We start from the raw sequence: 21,161 nt of genomic DNA on the forward strand, positions 1-21,161 counted from the left end.
CTTTCTTTCTAGCTGCAGCCCACTATATAGATTTTTTAAAACATGTCAAGTACCTATCTATAATCAGAGTAATAAACAACCAAAGTCGCTTTTATTCGTTATTAAAATTCAAACTCTAATGCGAGCCTAAAGCTATGATTTTTTTTGATTGGCTTATCTCAGTGATAAAACCCGCTTCCCATTTTAACTGTTTTTGTCCATCAAAACGCTGTAAACCTATAAAACCTGGCCCTATACCCACAAAGTCTTCACCTACGTAAACTTCAAGAGAAGGCTGAAAAGCAGAGCGATATCGATAGCGATATTGTGCTCTAAACTCACTTTCCCATTCATTTTTAATGTCTTGCCCCCACTCGTACACTAAAAAGGCATTCATAGTTAAGCTTGTTTTGCCAAACTCTTTTTCGATCACAAAACCCGTAGTTGCTTCATATACGTCTTCATTATGTTTTTTTTCAAACTCAAATAATGCCCCCCAATCGGCCCATAATTTACCTTGCTCAATCAATTGCCAGCGTAGTTCAAGCTCATAAGCTTCTAAACCAAAGTCGCCGTTATCGTCTCGCTCACCAACTAAATAGCCTTCGAGTGCCATTGTATCGTTAATAGCACCGCCACCACCCAAACGCTGCGCTAATATGTTGCCACTATCTGTTTGGTGCGACACCAACCGCCATTCAAACTCTCGCTCAAAAGGTAAAACATAGGGGTGATATACCTTATCAACAACAATACCATCGGCCTTTGCTGGGATTGAAAGTACCAACAAACAAAAAACCGCTAAATATAGGTTGAGTGCTTTCATACACGTTCCTTAGTTATTGAAGCTGAAATAACATAACAAAGTGATAAAAATATCACGCTACCTGTACTATATATAAGTACACTCATTAGATCAGGGGTAGCCTCGTAACCAACAAGAGCACGCAGTACGCGCCCGAGCTCAGAGTTTTCGCTTAATACATCGCGTAAATCCCACACGGTTGCGGTGTTGGTAATTAAGTCTATTTGGCCTGCCAAATCCAGCGCAACTAATAACTTAGCCGCGCTGTTAAAAGCAAGCAAAGTAAAAAGCGGATACATACCAAAACGGTGCTTAATTGCATTCATTAAAAAGTACAGCAATACGCTAAAACTTAAACAAATTCCAACACCTAATAAAGTCCCAATAAATAAGCTTTGCCCTGCATCATTACTTTGCCAAAAGCTGGTGAGGTAAATAATATAGTGGCTTAAATACATTGTTATTGTGCTTATAACCGCAATATAAAAAGCCGCTAATTTTTGCTTTATTGCAAATACTAATACAGCAATAAATATAGTAATACAGAGCCCTATTTGTGAGTACTCTAACCCTTGGTGTTCAAACCACTGACTCACCCACGACGCACTTTGCATGTACAAAAACGACATAAGCGCGCCAATTAATAAAGCAGACCCTATTTTAAAAGCGCTTTGCTTTTTAACTACTTGTAGTAGTACTAATAAAATAGCCACTGGTAGTAATTGATTAAGGCTCATGACTAAACTAGTTATTAGCATGCTGCGCCCCTTCATCGCTAACTATAACAACGCCCCTTGCTGTATTGGGCGAGAACTCACCAAAAAATTCGTAATGCCCTTTACTAAGCGGCCCTATATAAATAATGCTTTTACGGTTTGGGTAGAGTACTTTTTCTCTGTTTAGATCAAAGCTATCAAACTCTTCTGGTGTGCTATCTTGGTTTTCTATCAATAGTTTTACTTTTTTATTCGCGGGAATGGTAATTTGTGAAGGGTAGAACAAGTGATCTTTTAAAATAATAAGGTACTCTTTACTCGCCACGTTAAACGACAAAAATAGCAAACAACAAAGGCACCGATTAAATAAACGTTTAGTCACTTTTTACTCCTGTAAAAGTAACCTTAACAGTTAGTCCGCCTAAATGACTATTCGCTAAATGAATAGTTGCGCCATAAATAGCAATTATGTGTTGAACAATCGCCATACCTAAACCGGCACCTTGCTCGCCTGATGGATGCTGATCGCCACCTACGCGATAAAAGCGATTGAATATTCGCTCTTTTTGCTCTTCAGTCATGCCCGCACCAGAATCATCAATTTGCCAACTAAAGCCGTTATTACTTGATGCTAATTTAATTATAATTTGACCATTATTGGGTGTGTATTTTATGGCATTGCTAAGTAAGTTAGCGATAAGCGTGGTTAATGTAAACTCATCACCATTAATAATAAAATCATCGCCTTCAAGACTAATTGTTTGGTTTTTTTCATCTATTTTGTCGTATTGCTCCGATACGACTTGCTGAGTAATCGTTAGCAATGCTTGTTCGCTAAATTGCCTCTGCCATTGTTCAGGCTGAGTGCGTCCTAAAATTAGCATTTGCTCAACAATATTACTTAAGCGATTAATGCCCTGCGACATAGCTTGTAATTCTTGATGGTCTTGCAGATTACTTTGTTTATTAGCCAAATTATGTACATTAATTTTTAAACTACTAAGTGGAGTACGTAATTCGTGAGCTGCATCTGAGGCAAAAAAGCGCTCCCGTAAGTAGGCCGTTTCTACGCGTTTAAATAAGTCGTTTAAACGATTAATAACCGGTTTAATTTCCTCGTCGGTTACTTGCCAGTTAATTGGCGTAAAATCGTTAGCTTGGCGAGACGCTAACTGCTTAGATAATCGGGTAAGAGGGGCTAATGCGTATTTAACAAAAAAGCTAATAAAAATAGCAAGCAGAGGGACTGCCCAAAGCATAGGTAACATTGCAGATAAAATAACGGCTTCAGCTAATTCAAACCGCTTTGCCATAGGTTCAGCAACGATGACTTTACGGGTATTTTTACTCATCACAAATACTCGCATACGCTGCCCTGCTACATTGGCCGTTTGAAAGCCCTCGCTAAAACTAATTTGGTTATTCGTTAAACTCGATGAGCCACTAAGTAAATTATTATTTTGCCAAATTTGATACAACAATTGAGCGCTGTTATTACTTACTTGCACTGCACTTGTGGTTATTGCTAATGGCTGTTCAATTAAAACCCCTGCAACTATTTTAAGCTCATCATCAAGCAAGTTTTCACCATGATGCATACTTTTTTGATAGCCTTTTACTAATGCCAAAAAGCACGTAAGCACCATCATAGACAGTAAAATTAAGGTCAGACGTTTACGAATAGACATTTTCAACCTCGAAAGATAAACACGCTCTAGCGCTTGCCAACCACGTAGCCAATGCCACGTAAGGTTTTAATAAAGTCGCTAGGGAATTTTTTTCTAAGGTGGTGAATGTGTACTTCTATCGCGTTAGAGCCGACTTCTTCACCCCATTGGTAAAGTTTGTTTTCGAGTTGTTGTTTTGACTGCACACGACCTTGGTTTTCCATTAACGCTTTTAAAAGCATGTATTCTTTACGCGGTAATGTCAGTGACTCTCCATTGAGTGTCACCGTATGAGCAGAGCTGTCTATGACCACCTCCCCGCATTGCAGTAAACTCGATTGAGTTTGATTAACGCGTCGACTTGCCACACGTAGTCGAGCAAATAACTCTGCAGGGTCGAACGGCTTTGCAAGGTAATCATCAGCGCCCATATCAAGACCTTGCACTTTGTCGTCTATACTGCCGCGAGCAGTTAAAATAACCACTGGAATTACTTTTTTGTGCTTTAATATGCTTTAAAACCAGTGAACCGTCACCATCTGGCAACCCTAAATCGAGAATAACGAGTTCAATTTCACCACTAGAAAGGCATTCTAGGGCGTGTTTTACTGTGCCACTATGCTCTACGCTATAGCCCTCTTGGCGCAAAGAGCGAATAAGCCCTTGCGCCACTAAATGATCGTCTTCAACGAGTAATAAATGCATTGTGTCGTTTATCTTTTAAGTTTTTTGTCTACTTTTGCCAATAGCTGGCTTATTGCTTGTTGACGATATTTGTCTGCTTTAGCGCGAGTATCACGGATACCCGCAGCTTGGGCTGCTAGCAAACGTGCTTTCGCTTCTTTGTAATCGCCTTCATCGTACAAGTATTCACCATATAAGTAGTTAGTATCAATGCCTTCGAGATTAAAAGCGAGTGCTTGTTTAAATAATTTTTCAGCTTTGTCATCATCACCAAAACCAATTGGCCAACCAGGTACTTTACTGTAAAGCGTTGCAAGGCTTGCGTATGCTGAGCCATCGAGTGCTGTACCGTCAATTGAGAGCGCCTGTTCGAGTGACGTTTTTGCCTCTTTTGCTAAACCAAGTGCTCCCAACCCGCCTTTTGCACCTGCAAAACTAGCTAACACAATGCCATTCCAAATATGCGTTTGTGCCAAATTTGGGTAGTTTTTAACAAATAACGCGCTTTGCTCACTTAATTTCGTGAACGCATCTATTTGCGCGTCATCTTTAAGTTCATAATTAGCAATTGCCCACTTTTGTTGAATAGCGACTAAATCTTGCGATTCATCAGCATAGGCCGATACAGTAAATACACTCGTGAATACTAAATATAATGCTAAGGTCATTTTATACATAATTTTATCCTCGTTGTTCATCTATTTTTAACTTAAAAAACGTTTTATTTTAGGTAGTTGTTTTGCAATGGCGTTATCTACAATACGTGGGAAAGCGCCATTAATGCGTACAAATAATTTTTCAGGAAAGCCGATAAAACGCCGTGTCTGATTAGAATCAAGAAGCGCAAGTAACTCTCTGGCGACTAATTCTGGCGAGTCCATTTTATTACCGAGTTCTTTATTCAGCGCACGGGTTTTGCTGTTATTAATGGTGGTGTCAGTGGCTCTTGGCGCTAGGTAAGCGACTTTAACACCCGAACCGTATAGCTCCCGCGAAAGCGCCTCTGTAAAACCACGCAAACCAAATTTACTCGCGCAATAAAGTGTTTGAAACGGGTAGCCAATACTGCCAAACGATGATCCCACGTTAACAATGGTGCCTTTGGTATACTCTAACTGCCCTAAAAATAGCTGACATAATTTAATAGGCACCGACAAATTGGTACTTAGCATATTGTCTATTTGCTCAGAGCTTGTGTGCTCAAGACTTTGCATTGCATTAACACCGGCATTGTTAATTAGCAATTTAACGCCGCCTAATTGCTTTGCTTTTACAGCTAAATGAATGCGTGTTGTATCGTCGGTTAAATCGCCAATAAATATTTCACTGTCTGGGCATGTAGCACTGAGTTTTTCAAGAGCTTGAGCATTTCGCCCAACAAGGAGTAACTTCCACCCTTTTGCATATAGGGCTTTAGCAATTGCTTGTCCTATTCCACCGGTAGCGCCAGTTAATAAACACAAAGAGCTACTCATGCCTGCTTGCCTTGTATATTGGCTTTAAAAAAGGCTCATCATCCAAACCACGAAATATATCGCCATATAAACGATAAAAGCGCTTTGCCCCATGGAGTATGGCTTGTTGATCTGCCTCGTCTGTTATTTGATTCATTAGGTTTTCAAAAAACTTTACGTGCTCTATATCAAGCGCACCATGGGACGTTAAATAACTAAATGCTTTTTGAGGTAAGCCCACAGCGTTTGCAATATTTGAAGCGGCACCATCTGCAAGTGCAATGGACGTCCCTTCAAGCACATGTACCATGCCAAAAAAGCTCAATGGGTTTTTACGAGCAATAGAGTCGTACGCATAAGACACCATCATTTCAGTGGCAAATTGTGGCTGACTACACCGTACGGTTTCTTTATCAAAACCGCAGGCTGCAATATCGTTAAGTACCCACTCTTGGTGGCCAATTTCTTCTTCAATATATTCTGCGACGGCTTCGCGCAACCATTCTTGATCGTCGGTTAATCGTGCACCAACCAACATCATTAATGGCACGGTGTGCTTAACATGGTGGTACGCTTGCGCTAAAAACGAGGCGTATTCTTCAAGTGATGCTTCGCCTTTAAAAACACGCTGAATAATAGGCGCTGCGAGTAAGTAATCTTGCTCTTGCGTCGTTTGCTCTTTAAGGATGTTAAAAAAATCACTCATTAATTACTTCTCCAAATTGATAAAATTGCTCAAAAACGTCATGATACTGTTGGCTAATTGCCATTCGTTTTGGGCGATTATTTGTAGTTAACAACCCTTGTTGCACACTCAACGGAGCCGCTAAACGATGCCACTTTTGAATTCGAGCATAGTCGGGTAGTTGTTTATTAATTGCGTTAATGTATTGAGCTAACTCGGGGTTACATAGCTTTGAATCGGCGTAAATAATGGCACTGAGAAAAGGTCGCCCCTCACCAAACACAACCGCTTGTAAAATACCGCTTTGACTGAGTAATAGTGATTCAGGCCACTCGGCACTGATGTTCCGCCCCATGCTGGTAATAATTAGATTTTTTAATCGGCCTTTTATAAATAAAGTATTTTGACGCTGCTCGACTAGATCGCCGGTTGCATACCACTGGTTTTTGTTGTGAGGTTGATGGTTTAAGTAACCTAAAAACAAATCGCCTTTTATAAAAAGCTGGCCATTTTCAATTTTGGTTTGAATATGAGGTAACACAGAGCCGGCACTTTGGAGGTTATCGTTTGTGGGCGTATTTAAACTAACTACAGATGCCGCCTCAGAAAGCCCATAACCTTGGTACACCGGTAAGTTTAAGCTACGCGCTTTTACTATTAGCATTTCGCTGACAAGCGCACCACCTACTGCAATAAACTGTAACGAACTAGGCGGTTGCCACCCATCTTCTGCAAAAGTAACTAAGCATGCTAATAGTTCAGGCACTAAAATAAGCGTATTTGGCTTAACTTTATCAATCGCAGCTATAAACTGTGCGGGCTGTTTTAATGCAGTACCAACAAAGCCTAATTCATTTAACGGCATTAAATGCACTGTACCGCCACTTTTTAAAGGGGCATACACACCGGCTATATTTTCAAGCAATACAGCAAGCGGCAATAAACATAAATGAACAGGCTTTTTAATATTAATTTTATCGCACAGAGATTGAGCTACCTGCATTTGGCTATTTGCAGATAAACACACGCCCTTTGGTTGCCCAGTCGATCCTGACGTAAACGTTACTTTTTGAGTATCTGGAAAATAACTGACGGGGTTAGCTACAACGATTTCGTAAATATATAATGTGTAACACTCAAATAAAGTAATTGATGCAGTCGGCTCCCCGAGTAAAGGGTTTGGTGTGTCGCTCATAAATATATTAGCGCCGCATTGCGCTAGTACATATTGAGTTTGTTGCTCACTAAAAAAGTGAGCTATTGGCACAGCCACTTTATTAGAAACCGCAGTAGCGGCATCAATAACAAACCAAGCTGGCGTATTATCGAGCTTATAAGCGATACATTTGCCGTTAAAGCTATGTAGTATTTTTACTACTTTTTGTATTTTCTGGTTAAACTCACCACCGTTAATTTCAAGTGTTTGCTCTTTATTGTGGGCAATAATTAATGGCGATATTGCATGGGTATTATAGTAATTCATACATTCACCAACGCATTTACCAAAGAATTGATATTTGAGTGGTTTTGCTGCATCAAACTAAAAAGCATTGGGGTATTTAATACTTGTTGGTGAGCTTGATCTAAACTCACAACGCATACGGTAGGCTGATTAGCGTAGTAACTTCCCCAACTCAGCGGATGCTCAACAACAAAACTGTTTGCCACAGCAATTTCAGTACAATTAACGCCTAATAAGCGCAGCATCGCACGTACTTTTTTAGTGGCGCAAAATACTAAATGTTTTGCTCCTACACTTTGCAGGGCTTCATTAACAACAATAAAATGCCCAAGCGTTGCTTTGCGATGTGTAGAGCATAGATTGCCAAGCTCAAATACTTTATTACGCTGTGTAGGCTCAGGTAAAAAATACTCAATGGGCTGTGCTAAGTATTGCTCTATAAATAGAGGTGCTGTTGCTTGCCTTAAACCCAATGTGCACTGCCCTTCGTTTGTCGTGTATTGGCAAAGTAATGGCATAAAAGAGGTAAGCGTGGCGTTATAAGCGACTAAAAACCCTTCTTTAACTGTGTTTTCTAACGCACTTCTATGCTCATCATTAATGCAAGCACTAACAAAGCGTGAGTTATTTTGAATATAAACGGGTGATGAAGGTAGGTGTGCTAATTGCATAAACATCGCTCATATAAAGTATATGTTTGTAACTTAGCGAGCGAAACTTAAAGAAAACTTAAGAAAATAAATATTATATCAACCTACATAAATCTTTGATCAATTTAACGAATTAAATTGCACTATAACGTCGTTAAAAATTTTTTATTTACGACTGCATGGATGCAGGAGGTAGAGCAATGCAGGGAGCAATTGCCGAGAACAACTAGATACAAAAACTTTTGCCTAGTTCTAGCGTAATTTTCTTAACGTTAAATAGTCCCCATATATAAGCAGATTGGTATTAATCAAATAAAAAAGCCCCTGAATAAATTCAGGGGCTTTTAAATAACGTTTATTTAAACTTATTTACTAACGTTTTTACGACGTCTGTTAAACCACACTAATGGGGTAAGTAATAAAGCAATAAAGCCAACACTACCACCGCTAGATTTCTTCTCGGTTACAGGTACTACAGGAACAGCTTCATTTTTTACCATTACTGTACTTTGCTGAGCTACAGTTGTCGTCCCATCACTTACCGCAACCTCAAATACAAGTTCTTCATCTGCATTTATAGAGCCAGGTGTGAAAGTCAATATTGCTGTATCTATACCCGACAGTGTTGCCGCTGTACCACTAACTTGCGTCCAAGCATAAGTTAATGCATCACCATTTCTATCTGTGGCAGTCGCTGTAATAGTGCCAGTGCCAGACTCAGTTATTTCTGCTGAATCACTCTCAACAAGTAACAATGGCATCGCGTTATCACATGATGTTGCAGCGTCTCCTGCGACTACTTTGGAGAATACAGGCGATAACACGTTAGACATTGTTAGATTATCAATCCACCAACCAAAATCAGCAACAGCCGAATCAGATGAAATACGGAAACGAATTTTAGCTTGGTTGCCATTTAAAGCATCGCCAAAATTAATTGTTTCGTAGTTGCCAAAAGCCCCATCGTCTTGAATATTACGTCCTGTAAATGTATTTCGCTCTTGGAGTGCTTGAGAGGTATTTTCAATTAGTGGGCCGTTATAACCAACACTAAATTCCCCACCCACTTGCGTTACATCCGTCCACTCGCCATCATTAACACTAATTTCTACAACACCACCATCCCAATTCTCTTCAATGAGGTAAAGGTGCCAAAATGATATTTCAAAATCACCTGAGTAACCTATTTCAAACGATTTAGACTCAACCGCCACATCAGTTTGGAAGCTATTGTTATTTAAAAACATTGCCTGAGCGCCTAAGCCAAAGCCCGCAGCATCAAAAGTGGTTATATTGCCACTGTTATCCATGCTCTGCGTACCGATAGCAGCATCCCCACCAAACATTACATTTTCGTTTAAATCAAATAATGAGGCAGCCGACACTTCCATATCATCTGAAACAGTAGCACTGACAGGTGCTTCATCTTCAAAATCTATATTTACAGTGAATGAAATTGAATCTTCTAGTGCTTCAACAATATCATCATCCGTTTCAAGCTCAGGGAAGGTTACTGCTATTTCTAGTGTTTCAGCGGTGCCTGCATCATTTAAAGTAATAGTGATAGCGTCACTTGTTGATATTGCAAATGGTGCTGTTTCAGCAAAGGTAACTAACCCATCATTTTCAAGTGTTACATCATGATCGCTCATTACCGTTAACTGCGCTTTAGTCCCTGTTAAGGTTTCACTACCACGGTTAACAATGCTTACACTAATAGAACCTGTTTCACCTTTATCTAGAATATTATCGTTAGTACAATAACCAAGCTCAGCACCGTTATATGCGTTATTAACTATCACGTCGCTTAACGCGAATGTAGCAAGCTCAGATTTATCAGATTCAACAACCCCCGTTAAATCATCACTGAAACGCTCTGGCGATTCAGCTCCTAATCCCATGCCACGCTTAGCAAATGCTCCTAAAATTAATTTATAATCGGCAGGTTCAACAGCATAAGCAGCAGCTAAGATGGCATCACGCGCTTCAGTGTAAAGCGGAGCTACTGGCGTTAATTTATAGCCAGCAACAAGGTAGTCAGCCATGCGGTTTTGAGCTTCCTCAAAACCATGCTCGTTAATTAATGCTACATAACTTTCCCATAACATCGTTGCCCAAATTTCGCCTGCGGCATGTGGCGAAGCTACGCTTGTTGGTGTAATACCAATATCAGCGCCTGCATTTTCTGTAATATGGCGGAATGATAATGCATTTACTTCGGTATCAGTTGAGTAAGGTACGCGACGAATACCGTAATAAAAGTCCTCTACAAATGTACCGCTACCATATGCCTTTTGGAATTTATCATTGCCTGTAATGTTAATATCATCAGCTTTAGCAATAAACATGAGTGAATGGAAGTCCCCCCAACCCTCGCCCATTGCGCGACCTTGGAAGTTAATTAAACCAGATGAGTTACCCACTAAACGGTTACTGATATAGTGTCCCCACTCATGAGCAATAATACCATTATCAAACGTACCATCTTTTAATGTTGCTTTAGTAAACATATCTACAGAAACAGTATCGCCCGCAGCCATTAAGTCATACATAGCATGACCATCAGCGTAATTTAATCCCATATTTGGAATAGTAACTGCATCATCTTCACCGCCCATTGGCGCTGGCTCATCTGTGTCTGGGTCATTATTCACAACAATTGCTGCTATTGCGCCCGCATTTTGTGCATTTTTTACTTTAATTGTGAAAGAACATGAGCCGCGATCGACTAACGCTATTTTACCTGCAAGATCTGCGGCATTTATAGCAGGCTCACACCCATCATTAATACTTGTTGAATCGGCTGTATTACCATCGTCTAAGCGAACAACATCCCCTTTAATATCACTAAATTGATATTGACCAAAGCCTGACTCTTGTGTTGAATCTAATAAACCTAAAGTCGCATGCGAAGTAACTGTAATACCAAAATCAACACCGACTTGTGCATCTTTACTATTGTATAAATACATTTGCATACGAGGGCTTGCACCATCTGCAGGTGTCGACATATTGGCATTGTTACGTCCTGAATTATCCTGCGCTTGTGCTTCAATTGGATCGCCTTCTATGCCTCCACGTTCAAAATTAGATAGCTGCGCAACATTTGATGTTTCATCAAAGCCGTGATCGTAGAAAAAATCATGTAAAAAGTTATTCATATAAAATAAATTAACAATTGCGGCTTTTCGATTAGCGTAACTATTAGCAACTTGATCTACTTGGTACGGATAATCAAATGTCAGATCGGCTGTGGTGTCAGCTGTAAAGTCGCCTTCACTAAAATCTTGTGGCGCAACAACATCAGCATAAGCAAATACATTGTTGCCCGATGTAGTTGTAGCATCATCAGCTAACCATGGATCCATTGTGCTTAATTTACTGTAATAAGATAACGCAACCATTGGCGCGTCTAAAATTTCAGTTTCATCAACTTGATCAGGCCCATCAGCTGGAATTACATCACCATGAGGGCTTTCCATTGGGTAGCCATCTTGATTAGCATACACGCGATAATTAAAGTCGGCTGCATGTGATTTCAAGTCTTTCTTAAAATAAACTTTGTTATTTTGAGTGCCAATTACATAGCTATAATAGTCGCTTTCAAGCGCATTTTTATCCGCAACTTCGACTTCAACATAATATGCTGACTCTAATTGTCCTGCGACTTCAAAAAATACTTTCTTCGCGCGGGGTTCACCTAATATAATTTTAGAATCATCACCTGAGGTGGCCTGATATTTAGCATATCCACCTTCTTCGCCAATCTTACGAAGCGATGCATTAATACCAGCCAATTCCAAAAGTGCAGATTGAATGCTTTGCTCAGCATTTACAAAGCCACTCAGAGCCGCAAATGATTTTTCAGCTGACGACGTATCCGCAAAATAACCAGAGCCAGCCACAAGGTTAAACTCTTTATCCATTATTAAGTTGAATTCACGATTAAAAACATCAATACCATGAACCTGCTGTTTATACTTTGCGACTATTGAGCCTCGCTTTTGCTCATGCAAATCAGTCATTACTGCTGATGATATTGTGCTTTTCTGACTGCTAATACCAGTTAGAGATTCTAAATAAAGATCCGCTGCATATTGGTTTCGTTTTGCAGGCTCAATAAGCGACATATTTGGCGCCTTTTGCCCCACCGCTTGCCATAGAAATGTGGCTTTACCCAATTGTTTGTCATAAATAGAACGATGACCAGATACTGTCGTTCGCTCAGCTAGTGCGCGTTGCTGCATTGCCGCTGGTGCTATTGCTTGAGTTTGAGAGTTTGCAGTTACATCAAAGTATTGCGCTGATTCAGCTGCGGTTAGTTGTCCTGCGGATAAAGTAGCTGCAACAATTGTTGCTACTGTGGTTAGTTTGAAATTAGACATAAAACACCCTGTTATATTTTGTAATTTTTGTTTATTAAATGTATTTTAAATGTAATACCAAATGACAGTAGCAATAAGTCGTGTAAAAAAAGCTAAAAAACTCTATCTTGTATAATAAAAAGGTAAAAATATGAAACCGCCGTATTTAATAATTGCATTGATATTTACTGCTTCAGGCACTTTGACTGCCTGTAATAACAGCAAAGAGCCAGCTGCTGCAGCCGTACAACAGTCTGAGCCTCAAACTCCAACACAGGTCAGCATAAAAAATAAAACGGCAGTAGAAGATGTTAGCCAAAAAAGACATCTGCAAGCAAATAGCATTATGTCATCAGGCGATAAATTGATTTTTAACTCAAAGGTATTGAAAAAGGGGGATATTGTTTTTAACCAAACGATGCAACAAAAAGGGGTCGTTACAGGAACACTTGTTCTTACGCTTGCATCTGATTTTGTACCAAAGGATTTAGCCAACAACTTTAATTTAATACGCTCGACTGCGCATAACTATATGTTACTAGTCACTCAAGACGATAATATTAAAGCCGTTGCTAAATCATTAAGTGCTTATTCTGATGTAAAAAATGTCGAAGTATCCGTAAATTACTCACCTATAGAAACCCAATTTTAAATACTGATGGTTCTATAAGTCGTTAATTTTTGTCAGCTATTACACAGCGGTTTCGGCCGTGCTCTTTAGCGTAATAAAGTGCTTTATCCGCATATTTGTACACTTGGTCTATATCGTTACTGTGCTCAGGCCAGGTTGCAATACCTATAGAAATAGTAATAAATCCAATAACGTCCATGCTTGTTGAGGCAACGGTTGTTCGAAGTCGTTCAGCTATTTTAAAAGCACTTTCGCTGTCTTCATTTGGTAATATGAGTACAAACTCTTCACCACCAATACGCGCTACAACATCATCCTTTCTGGATAGTTTTTTTATAATATCGGTGAGTGTTTTTAGTGCTTCATCACCTTTATCGTGGCCAAAGGTATCATTTACACGCTTGAAAAAATCGATATCAATTTCCAATATTGCAAATGGAATTTGCTTAAGCATAAGTTGATTAAGTAATCCGTTTAAACTTCTGCGGTTATGCGCCCCTGTAAGTGGGTCTGTTTGTGCATCATGGCGTAATTGGCCTATTTGAGTTTGTAAAATACTCACACCTTTTAACATGGCAAGCTTTAACCTCTGGCTTTCAAAATACCATGCTTTTATATTCTCAAAATTTTCAAAACTAGCCGGGTTATCAAGTGTATTTACTTTGTTTGCGAGTTGTTTAAGCGGCCTAGAAATAAAATGAGCAAAAAGCCTATAAGTATAAAAGTAATAACCGCCATTGGTAACGTACGTTTGATAACTTCTATAATCAATGTATCAAGTGAGGCTAAGGTATTTTTAACTGGACGTTGCGCAATAACTCCCCAATGTGCTTTTTTTACTGGGGCATAGCCTGCTAGCATCTCAACATTTTGGCTGCTTTTAACATTCGCAATCCCTCCTTTTCCATTAATAACATCATCTATAATTGCGTTATTATTTACATAGGTGCCGATACGAATATGATCCGGATGATAAAGTATGCGTTTATAAGAATCGACCACATATATATGTGTCCCTTCATCGTAATAATGTTGATCCAGTAAATCATTCAAAATGCTGCGCTCTTTTAAATAAAGAGATCCACCAAGATAGCCTAAATAATTCCCTGCATTGTCAAATAACGGATGGGAAATAAAAATTATCAAATTACCTGCGGCTGACATATAAGGTTTACTAATGAGCGGGCGCTTTTCTTTCAATGCTTGTATTGCGCCTGGAGAAGAAATTGTTTGCTCCATTATTTGCGGTAAAACAGGAGACGTAGCTGCAATAATACCGTTCTTGTTTATCACTACAGAATTAAAACTATTTGTTTGTAAATTTAATCTGGTTACTTCTTCTTTCAATAATTTTTCATTATTTATTTCTTGCTCTATTATTTTTGCTGAATAAGTAAGTTGCTGCATTGCAGCTTCTAAAAAATTATCGGTTGCCGAAGCCAACTTATTTGCATAAGCATAATTGCTTTTTAGTGTGTAATTCATTAACTGCTCTTTTTGCACTTGATAAGTAGAATAAAAACTACTTACTAGAGTGCTCAACGAAGCAGAAAATGCTAAAAGCAGAATGAGTAACCTTAGATTAAGTGCAGGTAGTAATTTGTACAGCAAATGTATATCGTCCACAGTACAAGGCAGTTAAAGCTTGCACTTATTATTGTATATAAAGCCTACAATTATACCCTCTTGAAAACTTATAATCTAATGTTTACAAAGACAGAAAAAATATATGTAAGTACTGATTTTCATTAAATTTAACGATATAAATTTTATCTATTCGTTACAATACGTTAATGGCTTTAGTAAAGAAAAACCATGTTTTGCAGTTGCACTAAAAAGTAGATAAGCTGCACACACTTATCTATTTTATTTAGCTTTGGAGTGTGTTTTGCTAAATAAGTATATTGTGTCGTCTATCGTTTTTTTATCTGGGTGCTTCATGCCAATACAATCCTCGTTCGCACAACCTGTACTTTCTCTTGAACAACAGCTTGGTCAAAAGCTCATGCTTGATTTTCGCTATTTTTGCGAACAAGGTACGAATAAACAATGCAGAACACCATTAACTCAATTACCAGATAAGCTTGCACACATAATTGCAAAGCATAACATTGGGGGGTTATCTTGTTTTCTGAAAATATCCAATCAATAGAGCAAACTATTACACTGAATGCTCAACTGCAAAATGCAGCAAGTAAATCGAGTAGTAAACTACCGTTATTTATATCCATAGATCAAGAAGGTGGACGAGTAGCTAGGTTACCGCGTGATCTAGCTACTTCATTTACTGGCAACATGTCGATTGGTGCAACATATAAAAAACACGGAACAAGCTTCGCTACAAAAACGGCAACGGTTATTGCTAAAGAGCTAAGTTCTTTGGGTATTAATGTAAACTACGCGCCTACTATCGATGTAAATATGAACCCAGATAATCCGGTAATAAACGTACGCTCTTTTGGAGAAGACCCTGTTTTAGTTGCCAAGCTTGGTGCTGAACAAGTTGCAGGATTTGAAAGCAATGGGGTTATTACGTCGTTAAAGCACTATCCTGGGCACGGCGATACCAGCGTCGATAGTCACACTGGTTTACCTATGGTAAGTCATGAAAAAGAGGTTATTTACGCTCAAGATTTAGCACCATTTAAATACATTATTGCAAAGCAAAATCCCGGTATGATCATGACGGCGCATATTCAGTATCCTGCGCTAGATAGTACAACGTTTGTAAGCGTTGATGGAAAAACCATGATAAAACCTGCAACGATGTCTCGTAAAATAGTAACCGACATTTTACGAGGAGAACTAAATTACCAAGGTGTTGTAATAACTGATGCGCTTGACATGGCTGGTATTAGCCATTTCTTTACACCCACTCAAGCGGTAATTAATACATTTTTAGCTGGTGTTGATATTGCACTAATGCCAATTGAAATTAGAACGCCAGACGATTTAATAACGTTGGATGAACTTATAAAATCACTTGCCGCAGCGGTTAAATCAGGGCAACTTGATGAGCAAGAAATAGCTAAATCAGCGCAACGTATAATATCACTTAAAAATAAGTTTAGATTAAACACTCATTTGGACCCGATCAGCGCACTTATAAATGCAAAACAAACAATTGGCAGTGCAGCACATCGTGAAATAGAAGCGCAACTAGCTGTGGAGGCTATAACGCTAGTTAAAAATAATAAAAACACTTTACCGCTTAGCCTTAAAACAGATCCGCATATTCATATTATTATGCCTGACACACGTAAGTGTATGGCAATGCAACAAGCCATTGAAGCTATAAGCACTCAAGTGCTTAACTATACTTGTAGCAGCCTGCAAGGTTTTAACCCGCAGCAAGCACATATCGATATAACCACTGCCGATATAATAATTGCAGGTAATGCGACACCAAACCAAAGTGCGGTAGAAATTGGCGGCATGGATGATTTAAAAGACGACGCTAATTTTGCACTCAATAATTCACAGCAGCCAAAAGCACTTAAATCATTACTCAGTTTTGCTAAAGCCAATAATATAAATACCGTATTTATAAGCTTAAGAGCCCCTTACGATATTGCTGAATTTGGCAACTACGCACAAGCTGTACTTGCATCCTACGCATATAATATTGATGTCGATAAAAACGATGTTGTATCTGGCCCTGCTTTTACCGCGCTTGCAAAAGTACTACTTGGGCAGTCACCCGCCAATGGTGTATTACCTGTCACTATAAAGCAGCAAAAGGCGCACTAATATGAAACTTAACTGTGATTTAGGCGAAAGCTTTGGCGCATGGAAAATGGGCCTTGATAGCAGCGTAATGCCACATATTGATATGGCTAACATTGCCTGTGGTTTTCATGCCGGCGATGCCGATGTAATGGCAAGCACGCTCACTCTTGCAAAACAATATAACGTACAAATTGGCGCTCACCCGAGCTACCCAGATCTGCAAGGTTTTGGTAGGCGCTCAATGAATCTTAGTGCAAGCGAGCTAATAAACTGCCTACATTATCAAATTGCAGCGGTTGAAGGTATGGCAAAAGTGCAGGGATTAACACTTAGCTACGTAAAGCCACATGGTGCGCTTTATAACGACATGATGGCTGATGAAACAATATTAAACACTGTCATGCATGCCATTGCCATCTACCCAACCCCATTAAAGCTCATGCTACTTGCAACGGCTAAAGCACATAGCCATCAGCAACTTGCCAAAACATACCAATTAACATTAATTTTAGAAGCCTTCGCGGACCGTCAATATACCGATGCAGGACTGTTAGTGTCGCGAAATATTCCTGGTAGCGTGCATAATAAATCGGCACTGATTGCGCAAGTAAAACAACTGTTAACTACAGGCTGTGTAACAACTCAATCGGGAAAGGTATTACCTTTACATGCTGATAGTTTATGTGTGCATAGCGATAACGAAGCAAGCATTGCCCTTATTCAGGAGATCAAAGCTCTGTGCCAAACTCGTTAAACACTCAAAAACTAAGTAACCTGAACTCTGGTTAAGAGATTTACTACGTATTGAATCATGGTGATATTTAACTTTATTTTCTCTAGCCAGAGATTCTCAGTGAAAACAAGGCGAATTTACGCGTCAATAGCTACTCGATATAGATTTATTATCCAGAGTTCAGGTTAATTAATCATGCATATTGTACATTACGCAATGAGCTTAAGCTCAACACAGGTCATAAACTTTACTTTATTTATTATATTTTTAACGTACCATTAAAGCGCTACTCTTAATTTTAGGAAAAATGCAAATAGCATATGGAACTTTCCCCTTATACTCAGTTTACACCCTACCTTAGCCACAGCACTTTTTGTTGTAAATTTGATAGTAACCACTTTATTGATAGTGACTTTTCGAGTTATCAGATTTTTTCACCGCTGCAACTTCAAAAAGCAGTCACAAAACGAAAGGCCGAGTATTTGGCTGGCCGATTTTGTGCGAAAAAAGTACTAAACGCACTCGGTATTTCCTCTTTTGATATTCTTTCTGGCAATGATCGCGCGCCGATATGGCCTGATAAAGTTATCGGTAGTATTACCCACACTCAAGGGATTGCAATGGCAATGGCCTCTCAGCGCACAGATATCGCTGGCATTGGTATTGATATCGAACAGCTAATGAGCGCAAAACAAGAGCGAGAGCTACAAGAACAAATTTTGCACCCTAATGACTATCCTCAGTTTAGATTGTTCGCAGAGCAGGTATCACACCCGTTAACCATTATCTTCTCAGCAAAAGAAAGTATTTTTAAAGCTTTGTACGCAAGTGTGAAACAATTTTTTGGCTTTGAAGCGGCTACGCTCATTGCCTTTAATGAACAACAACTGCAATTTAAAATAACCCAAGCACTTTCACCACAAGTGCCTAAAGACACTTACTTAACCGTATTTTACCAATGTGACAAAAATATAGTGCTCACAGAGTGCGAATTCAAAAATTCCTAGTTATACCAACCAGCATAAATCTTTGAGCAATTTAACGAATTAAATTGCACTATACGTCGTTAAAATTTTTATTTGAAACAACTAGATAAACAATTTGTCTGGGACCTGTTTATCTTTCGAGGTTAAATTTGCAGCTCTATGCTTGGTATTTAGGTAAGGCTGAGCTTATGTAGTGTGGTTATTCCCCATAAATAGGCGATAACGTTGAATAAATGCCAAACATGCGCTGCCAGTAGGGTAACGCAGAAGCCGCTACCAAGCCCACTAGGTTACAAACCTCACGCCGCGATTAAATCGACCCTAGATTGAAATAACAGCCAAACCACCTCCCTACTGATTAACAATTAAGTTAAAAATACAACATTAATTAACTTTAGTGTTGTATTTTAATACAACCAAATATAGTATTAAAAACAATTATCATTTACATTTACAAAAAGGAATACCTGTGAAATTTAAGGATGTTTTAATCCCCCTCGCAGCACTTACATCTACTACAGCTTTAGCTAATTCTGATAACAATGACGCAGTGGATCAAATGACCGTTATTGAAGTTACTGGAGAGTTATTATCAAGAAGTCTACTACAAAGTGGTAATAGCGTTGTTGTTTTCGATAGTAAAGAGCTTGAAAGCCGCCCCGAATTAAGAACAGTAAGAGACGTACTAAGCGAAATTCCAAACATCACAATGGTCACTGGTACTGGTAAAGCTCCAACAGTAAGGGGTATTGATGGTACTGGAGCCGCAGAAAACGCGAATGCATTTTTTGCAGGCAGCAGAGCACGCTTAAACTGGCAAATTGATGGTCGTTCAGCGACTTATAACGAAATAGTTTTTGGCGATTTAGGTATTTGGGACCTTGAACAAATTGAAGTTCTCAGAGGGCCACAAAGTACTTTAGCTGGGCGTAATGCAATAGCAGGTACAATACGCGTAGAAACACAAGATCCGACGTTTGAACAAGAGTTCACAATTCGTGCTGAAGGCGGAAATTTAGACCAAAAACGACTTTCAGCTATTTATAATCAACCTCTTTCGGAGCAGTTTTCCTTACGAATTGCAGCAGATAAATTTGAACGTAGTTCATCTGTTGATTATGAATCTTACCCTGGTGTCAAAGACCCTGCTGACATGGAAGGCCGTGCAATTAGAGGGAAATTACTTTATGAGGGCGATGACAAATACGGTACACGCGTGGTTGTCACACTAACCGATAACAAATACAGTGGTCCAAATAGTGAAATCATTGATTATCCATTTGATCAGCGTCGTTCTAACTTTCCGCAACAACCCGTTCATGTTACGCATACTAAAAGCTTAGGCATTGAATACAGCGCATCATTAACTCAACAACTACAGTTAGAAGTAACGGCTTCAGCAACAGACTTTAATTTTGAACGTAAATCTACGCCAGATGGGTCTAAAGCGAATATTGATAACAAAGAGTTTGTGATAGAACCTCGTTTACGCTATCAAGGTGATAACGGCGAACAATGGGTTATTGGTAGTCGCTACTACACTTCAAAACAAGATGATTGGATCCAATTCATTGTAAAACAAAGCTTTACTGATGATTCAGATAATTTTGCAATCTACTCTGAGGGTGCCCTCCCATTTAGTGACAAATTTGAGCTAACGGCAGGTTTACGCTACGAAAAAGAAAACCGCAAACGTGAAGGCGGTGATCCTGATAGAGCGATTGCAAAAATAGAATCCGATAACGACTACAGTGCCTTATTACCTAAGCTTGGGCTCAGCTACCAAGTAAGTGATACGCATATTGTCGGTTTACAATTATCTCGCGGGTATAATGCAGGCGGCGGCGGCATTTCCTTTGGCGCACCAATTGTTAACTATGAATATGATGAAGAGTACGTAAACTCTTTAGAAATCTATGGTCGTCAGCAATGGGCTAATAACAGTATAAGCACATCTCAAAACCTGTTTTATTCGCAATATACAGACATGCAACTACCTTTTGATTTAACACCTGAAAACTCACGTGATGAAGCTTATGTAGTTAGAAATGCAGACGAAGTAACTACTATTGGTTTTGAATTTAATGCCGATTGGCAGATTAATGATCAGTTCAATCTTTATGGTGGTTTTGCACTGTTAGATTCAGAGATCACTGATTATCCAAACTCAGGCCTAGAAGGGAACTCATTACTTACGGTTCCTTCTGCTTCTATGAAATTAGGGACCACATGGCAATCAAATAATTGGGTTGTTAACGTTAGTGGCCAGTACACTGATGGCTGGTATACCAGTATTTCAAACGATGAAGGCGGTAAAACAGACGCTTTTGCGACCTTTGATACAAGTTTGAACTACGTTATCTCTGAGCAAGCTAAAGTGTATCTTTCAGTACGTAATATTTTTGATGAAGATGCTCCTGTTGCATTGTATCCAGGTACAGCACCTGCTGATAGCAATGAACCTGATACTAACTTTGATACAGCAGTATTGACCCAACCAAGAACGATTAGTGCGGGCATACAGTATACATTCTAATCAATCAGATTTTTCCACGGCAAAGCTAAATTATTTGCTGTGGAAAATCTATAAAATCAATAACAAAGGTTATTAAGTAT

15 protein-coding genes and 3 pseudogenes are annotated in these 21,161 nt (G+C 39.1%); 5 read left to right on the forward strand and 13 right to left on the reverse strand.

Features of this window, described 5'->3' with window-relative positions; genetic code table 11:
- Positions 1–101: 101 nt before the first annotated feature.
- From P4S71_RS03280 to P4S71_RS03330, 11 genes and pseudogenes are all read right to left on the reverse strand, one after another.
- Positions 102–805: pseudogene (locus tag P4S71_RS03280) on the reverse strand (hypothetical protein).
- On the reverse strand, positions 802–1,542 hold the full coding sequence (locus P4S71_RS03285; protein ID WP_337150068.1) for an iron transporter: 741 nt from the start codon (positions 1,540–1,542) through the stop codon (positions 802–804). Before P4S71_RS03285 ends, P4S71_RS03280 begins: the two are co-directional and overlap by 4 nt.
- Positions 1,529–1,882 carry a cupredoxin domain-containing protein gene (locus tag P4S71_RS03290; RefSeq protein WP_337150069.1) on the reverse strand — a complete coding sequence of 118 codons (354 nt, stop codon included), beginning with the start codon at positions 1,880–1,882 and terminating at the stop codon, positions 1,529–1,531. The genes P4S71_RS03285 and P4S71_RS03290 overlap by 14 nt, the downstream gene beginning before the upstream one ends.
- The gene (locus P4S71_RS03295) at positions 1,875–3,188 is read right to left on the reverse strand and encodes an ATP-binding protein (protein WP_337150070.1); all 1,314 of its coding nucleotides are present in this window, start codon (positions 3,186–3,188) and stop codon (positions 1,875–1,877) included. Before P4S71_RS03295 ends, P4S71_RS03290 begins: the two co-directional genes overlap by 8 nt.
- Before the next feature lie 26 nt (positions 3,189–3,214).
- Positions 3,215–3,872, reverse strand: a pseudogene (locus P4S71_RS03300) (response regulator).
- An 8-nt stretch (positions 3,873–3,880) separates the two neighbouring features.
- The gene (locus P4S71_RS03305) at positions 3,881–4,528 is read right to left on the reverse strand and encodes a tetratricopeptide repeat protein (protein WP_337150071.1); all 648 of its coding nucleotides are present in this window, start codon (positions 4,526–4,528) and stop codon (positions 3,881–3,883) included.
- Between the two features lie 27 nt (positions 4,529–4,555).
- A complete protein-coding gene (locus tag P4S71_RS03310; protein ID WP_337150072.1) occupies positions 4,556–5,326 on the reverse strand; it encodes an SDR family oxidoreductase in 771 nt (256 codons plus the stop codon).
- Positions 5,319–6,011 (reverse strand): TenA family transcriptional regulator, encoded by a 693-nt coding sequence (locus tag P4S71_RS03315; protein WP_337150073.1) that lies wholly within the window; start codon positions 6,009–6,011, stop codon positions 5,319–5,321. The genes P4S71_RS03310 and P4S71_RS03315 overlap by 8 nt, the downstream gene beginning before the upstream one ends.
- A complete protein-coding gene (locus tag P4S71_RS03320; protein WP_337150074.1) occupies positions 6,004–7,473 on the reverse strand; it encodes an AMP-binding protein in 1,470 nt (489 codons plus the stop codon). Before P4S71_RS03320 ends, P4S71_RS03315 begins: the two co-directional genes overlap by 8 nt.
- A complete protein-coding gene (locus P4S71_RS03325; protein WP_337150075.1) occupies positions 7,470–8,123 on the reverse strand; it encodes a thermostable hemolysin in 654 nt (217 codons plus the stop codon). The genes P4S71_RS03320 and P4S71_RS03325 overlap by 4 nt, the downstream gene beginning before the upstream one ends.
- 344 nt (positions 8,124–8,467) lie before the next feature.
- On the reverse strand, positions 8,468–12,487 hold the full coding sequence (locus tag P4S71_RS03330; RefSeq protein WP_337150076.1) for a rhombosortase-dependent M36 family metallopeptidase: 4,020 nt from the start codon (positions 12,485–12,487) through the stop codon (positions 8,468–8,470).
- 130 nt (positions 12,488–12,617) lie between these two features.
- Between P4S71_RS03330 and P4S71_RS03335 the strand changes: the two genes are divergently transcribed.
- Complete coding sequence (locus tag P4S71_RS03335) at positions 12,618–13,118, forward strand: hypothetical protein (protein ID WP_096794200.1); 501 nt, start codon at positions 12,618–12,620, stop codon at positions 13,116–13,118.
- A gap of 22 nt (positions 13,119–13,140) precedes the next feature.
- Here the strand turns inward: P4S71_RS03335 and P4S71_RS23045 are convergent, their stop codons facing one another.
- Both P4S71_RS23045 and P4S71_RS23050 read right to left on the reverse strand, forming a co-directional pair.
- A complete protein-coding gene (locus P4S71_RS23045; RefSeq protein ID WP_442961645.1) occupies positions 13,141–13,671 on the reverse strand; it encodes a GGDEF domain-containing protein in 531 nt (176 codons plus the stop codon).
- Positions 13,672–13,754: 83 nt separating this feature from the next.
- Positions 13,755–14,582 carry a cache domain-containing protein gene (locus P4S71_RS23050; protein WP_442961646.1) on the reverse strand — a complete coding sequence of 276 codons (828 nt, stop codon included), beginning with the start codon at positions 14,580–14,582 and terminating at the stop codon, positions 13,755–13,757.
- Between the two features lie 454 nt (positions 14,583–15,036).
- Here P4S71_RS23050 and P4S71_RS03345 point away from each other — a divergent pair.
- The 4 genes and pseudogenes from P4S71_RS03345 (at position 15,037) to P4S71_RS03360 (ending at position 21,081) form a co-directional block, all read left to right on the forward strand.
- Positions 15,037–16,847 (forward strand): annotated as a pseudogene (locus P4S71_RS03345) (glycoside hydrolase family 3 protein).
- Between the two features lies 1 nt (position 16,848).
- Positions 16,849–17,580, forward strand: coding sequence for a 5-oxoprolinase subunit PxpA (locus tag P4S71_RS03350; RefSeq protein ID WP_007376657.1), 732 nt, complete (start codon positions 16,849–16,851; stop codon positions 17,578–17,580).
- 299 nt (positions 17,581–17,879) lie between these two features.
- Positions 17,880–18,566 carry a 4'-phosphopantetheinyl transferase family protein gene (locus P4S71_RS03355; RefSeq protein ID WP_149615016.1) on the forward strand — a complete coding sequence of 229 codons (687 nt, stop codon included), beginning with the start codon at positions 17,880–17,882 and terminating at the stop codon, positions 18,564–18,566.
- Positions 18,567–19,014: 448 nt separating this feature from the next.
- Positions 19,015–21,081, forward strand: coding sequence for a TonB-dependent receptor (locus tag P4S71_RS03360; protein ID WP_337150077.1), 2,067 nt, complete (start codon positions 19,015–19,017; stop codon positions 21,079–21,081).
- The last annotated feature ends 80 nt before the right edge of the window (positions 21,082–21,161 follow it).

Origin of the sequence: Pseudoalteromonas sp. B62 (assembly GCF_037162565.1) — a bacterium.
Taxonomy (GTDB): domain Bacteria; phylum Pseudomonadota; class Gammaproteobacteria; order Enterobacterales; family Alteromonadaceae; genus Pseudoalteromonas; species Pseudoalteromonas fuliginea.

Coding starts and splice junctions, on each gene's coding strand:
- P4S71_RS03285 (WP_337150068.1), bottom strand. CDS start 1,542: ATGCTAATAACTAGTTTAGTCATGAGCCTTAATCAATTACTACCAGTG.
- P4S71_RS03295 (WP_337150070.1), bottom strand. CDS start 3,188: ATGTCTATTCGTAAACGTCTGACCTTAATTTTACTGTCTATGATGGTG.
- P4S71_RS03305 (WP_337150071.1), bottom strand. CDS start 4,528: ATGTATAAAATGACCTTAGCATTATATTTAGTATTCACGAGTGTATTT.
- P4S71_RS03310 (WP_337150072.1), bottom strand. CDS start 5,326: ATGAGTAGCTCTTTGTGTTTATTAACTGGCGCTACCGGTGGAATAGGA.
- P4S71_RS03315 (WP_337150073.1), bottom strand. CDS start 6,011: ATGAGTGATTTTTTTAACATCCTTAAAGAGCAAACGACGCAAGAGCAA.
- P4S71_RS03320 (WP_337150074.1), bottom strand. CDS start 7,473: ATGAATTACTATAATACCCATGCAATATCGCCATTAATTATTGCCCAC.
- P4S71_RS03325 (WP_337150075.1), bottom strand. CDS start 8,123: ATGCAATTAGCACACCTACCTTCATCACCCGTTTATATTCAAAATAAC.
- P4S71_RS03330 (WP_337150076.1), bottom strand. CDS start 12,487: ATGTCTAATTTCAAACTAACCACAGTAGCAACAATTGTTGCAGCTACT.
- P4S71_RS03335 (WP_096794200.1), top strand. CDS start 12,618: ATGAAACCGCCGTATTTAATAATTGCATTGATATTTACTGCTTCAGGC.
- P4S71_RS23045 (WP_442961645.1), bottom strand. CDS start 13,671: ATGTTAAAAGGTGTGAGTATTTTACAAACTCAAATAGGCCAATTACGC.
- P4S71_RS23050 (WP_442961646.1), bottom strand. CDS start 14,582: ATGAATTACACACTAAAAAGCAATTATGCTTATGCAAATAAGTTGGCT.
- P4S71_RS03350 (WP_007376657.1), top strand. CDS start 16,849: ATGAAACTTAACTGTGATTTAGGCGAAAGCTTTGGCGCATGGAAAATG.
- P4S71_RS03355 (WP_149615016.1), top strand. CDS start 17,880: ATGGAACTTTCCCCTTATACTCAGTTTACACCCTACCTTAGCCACAGC.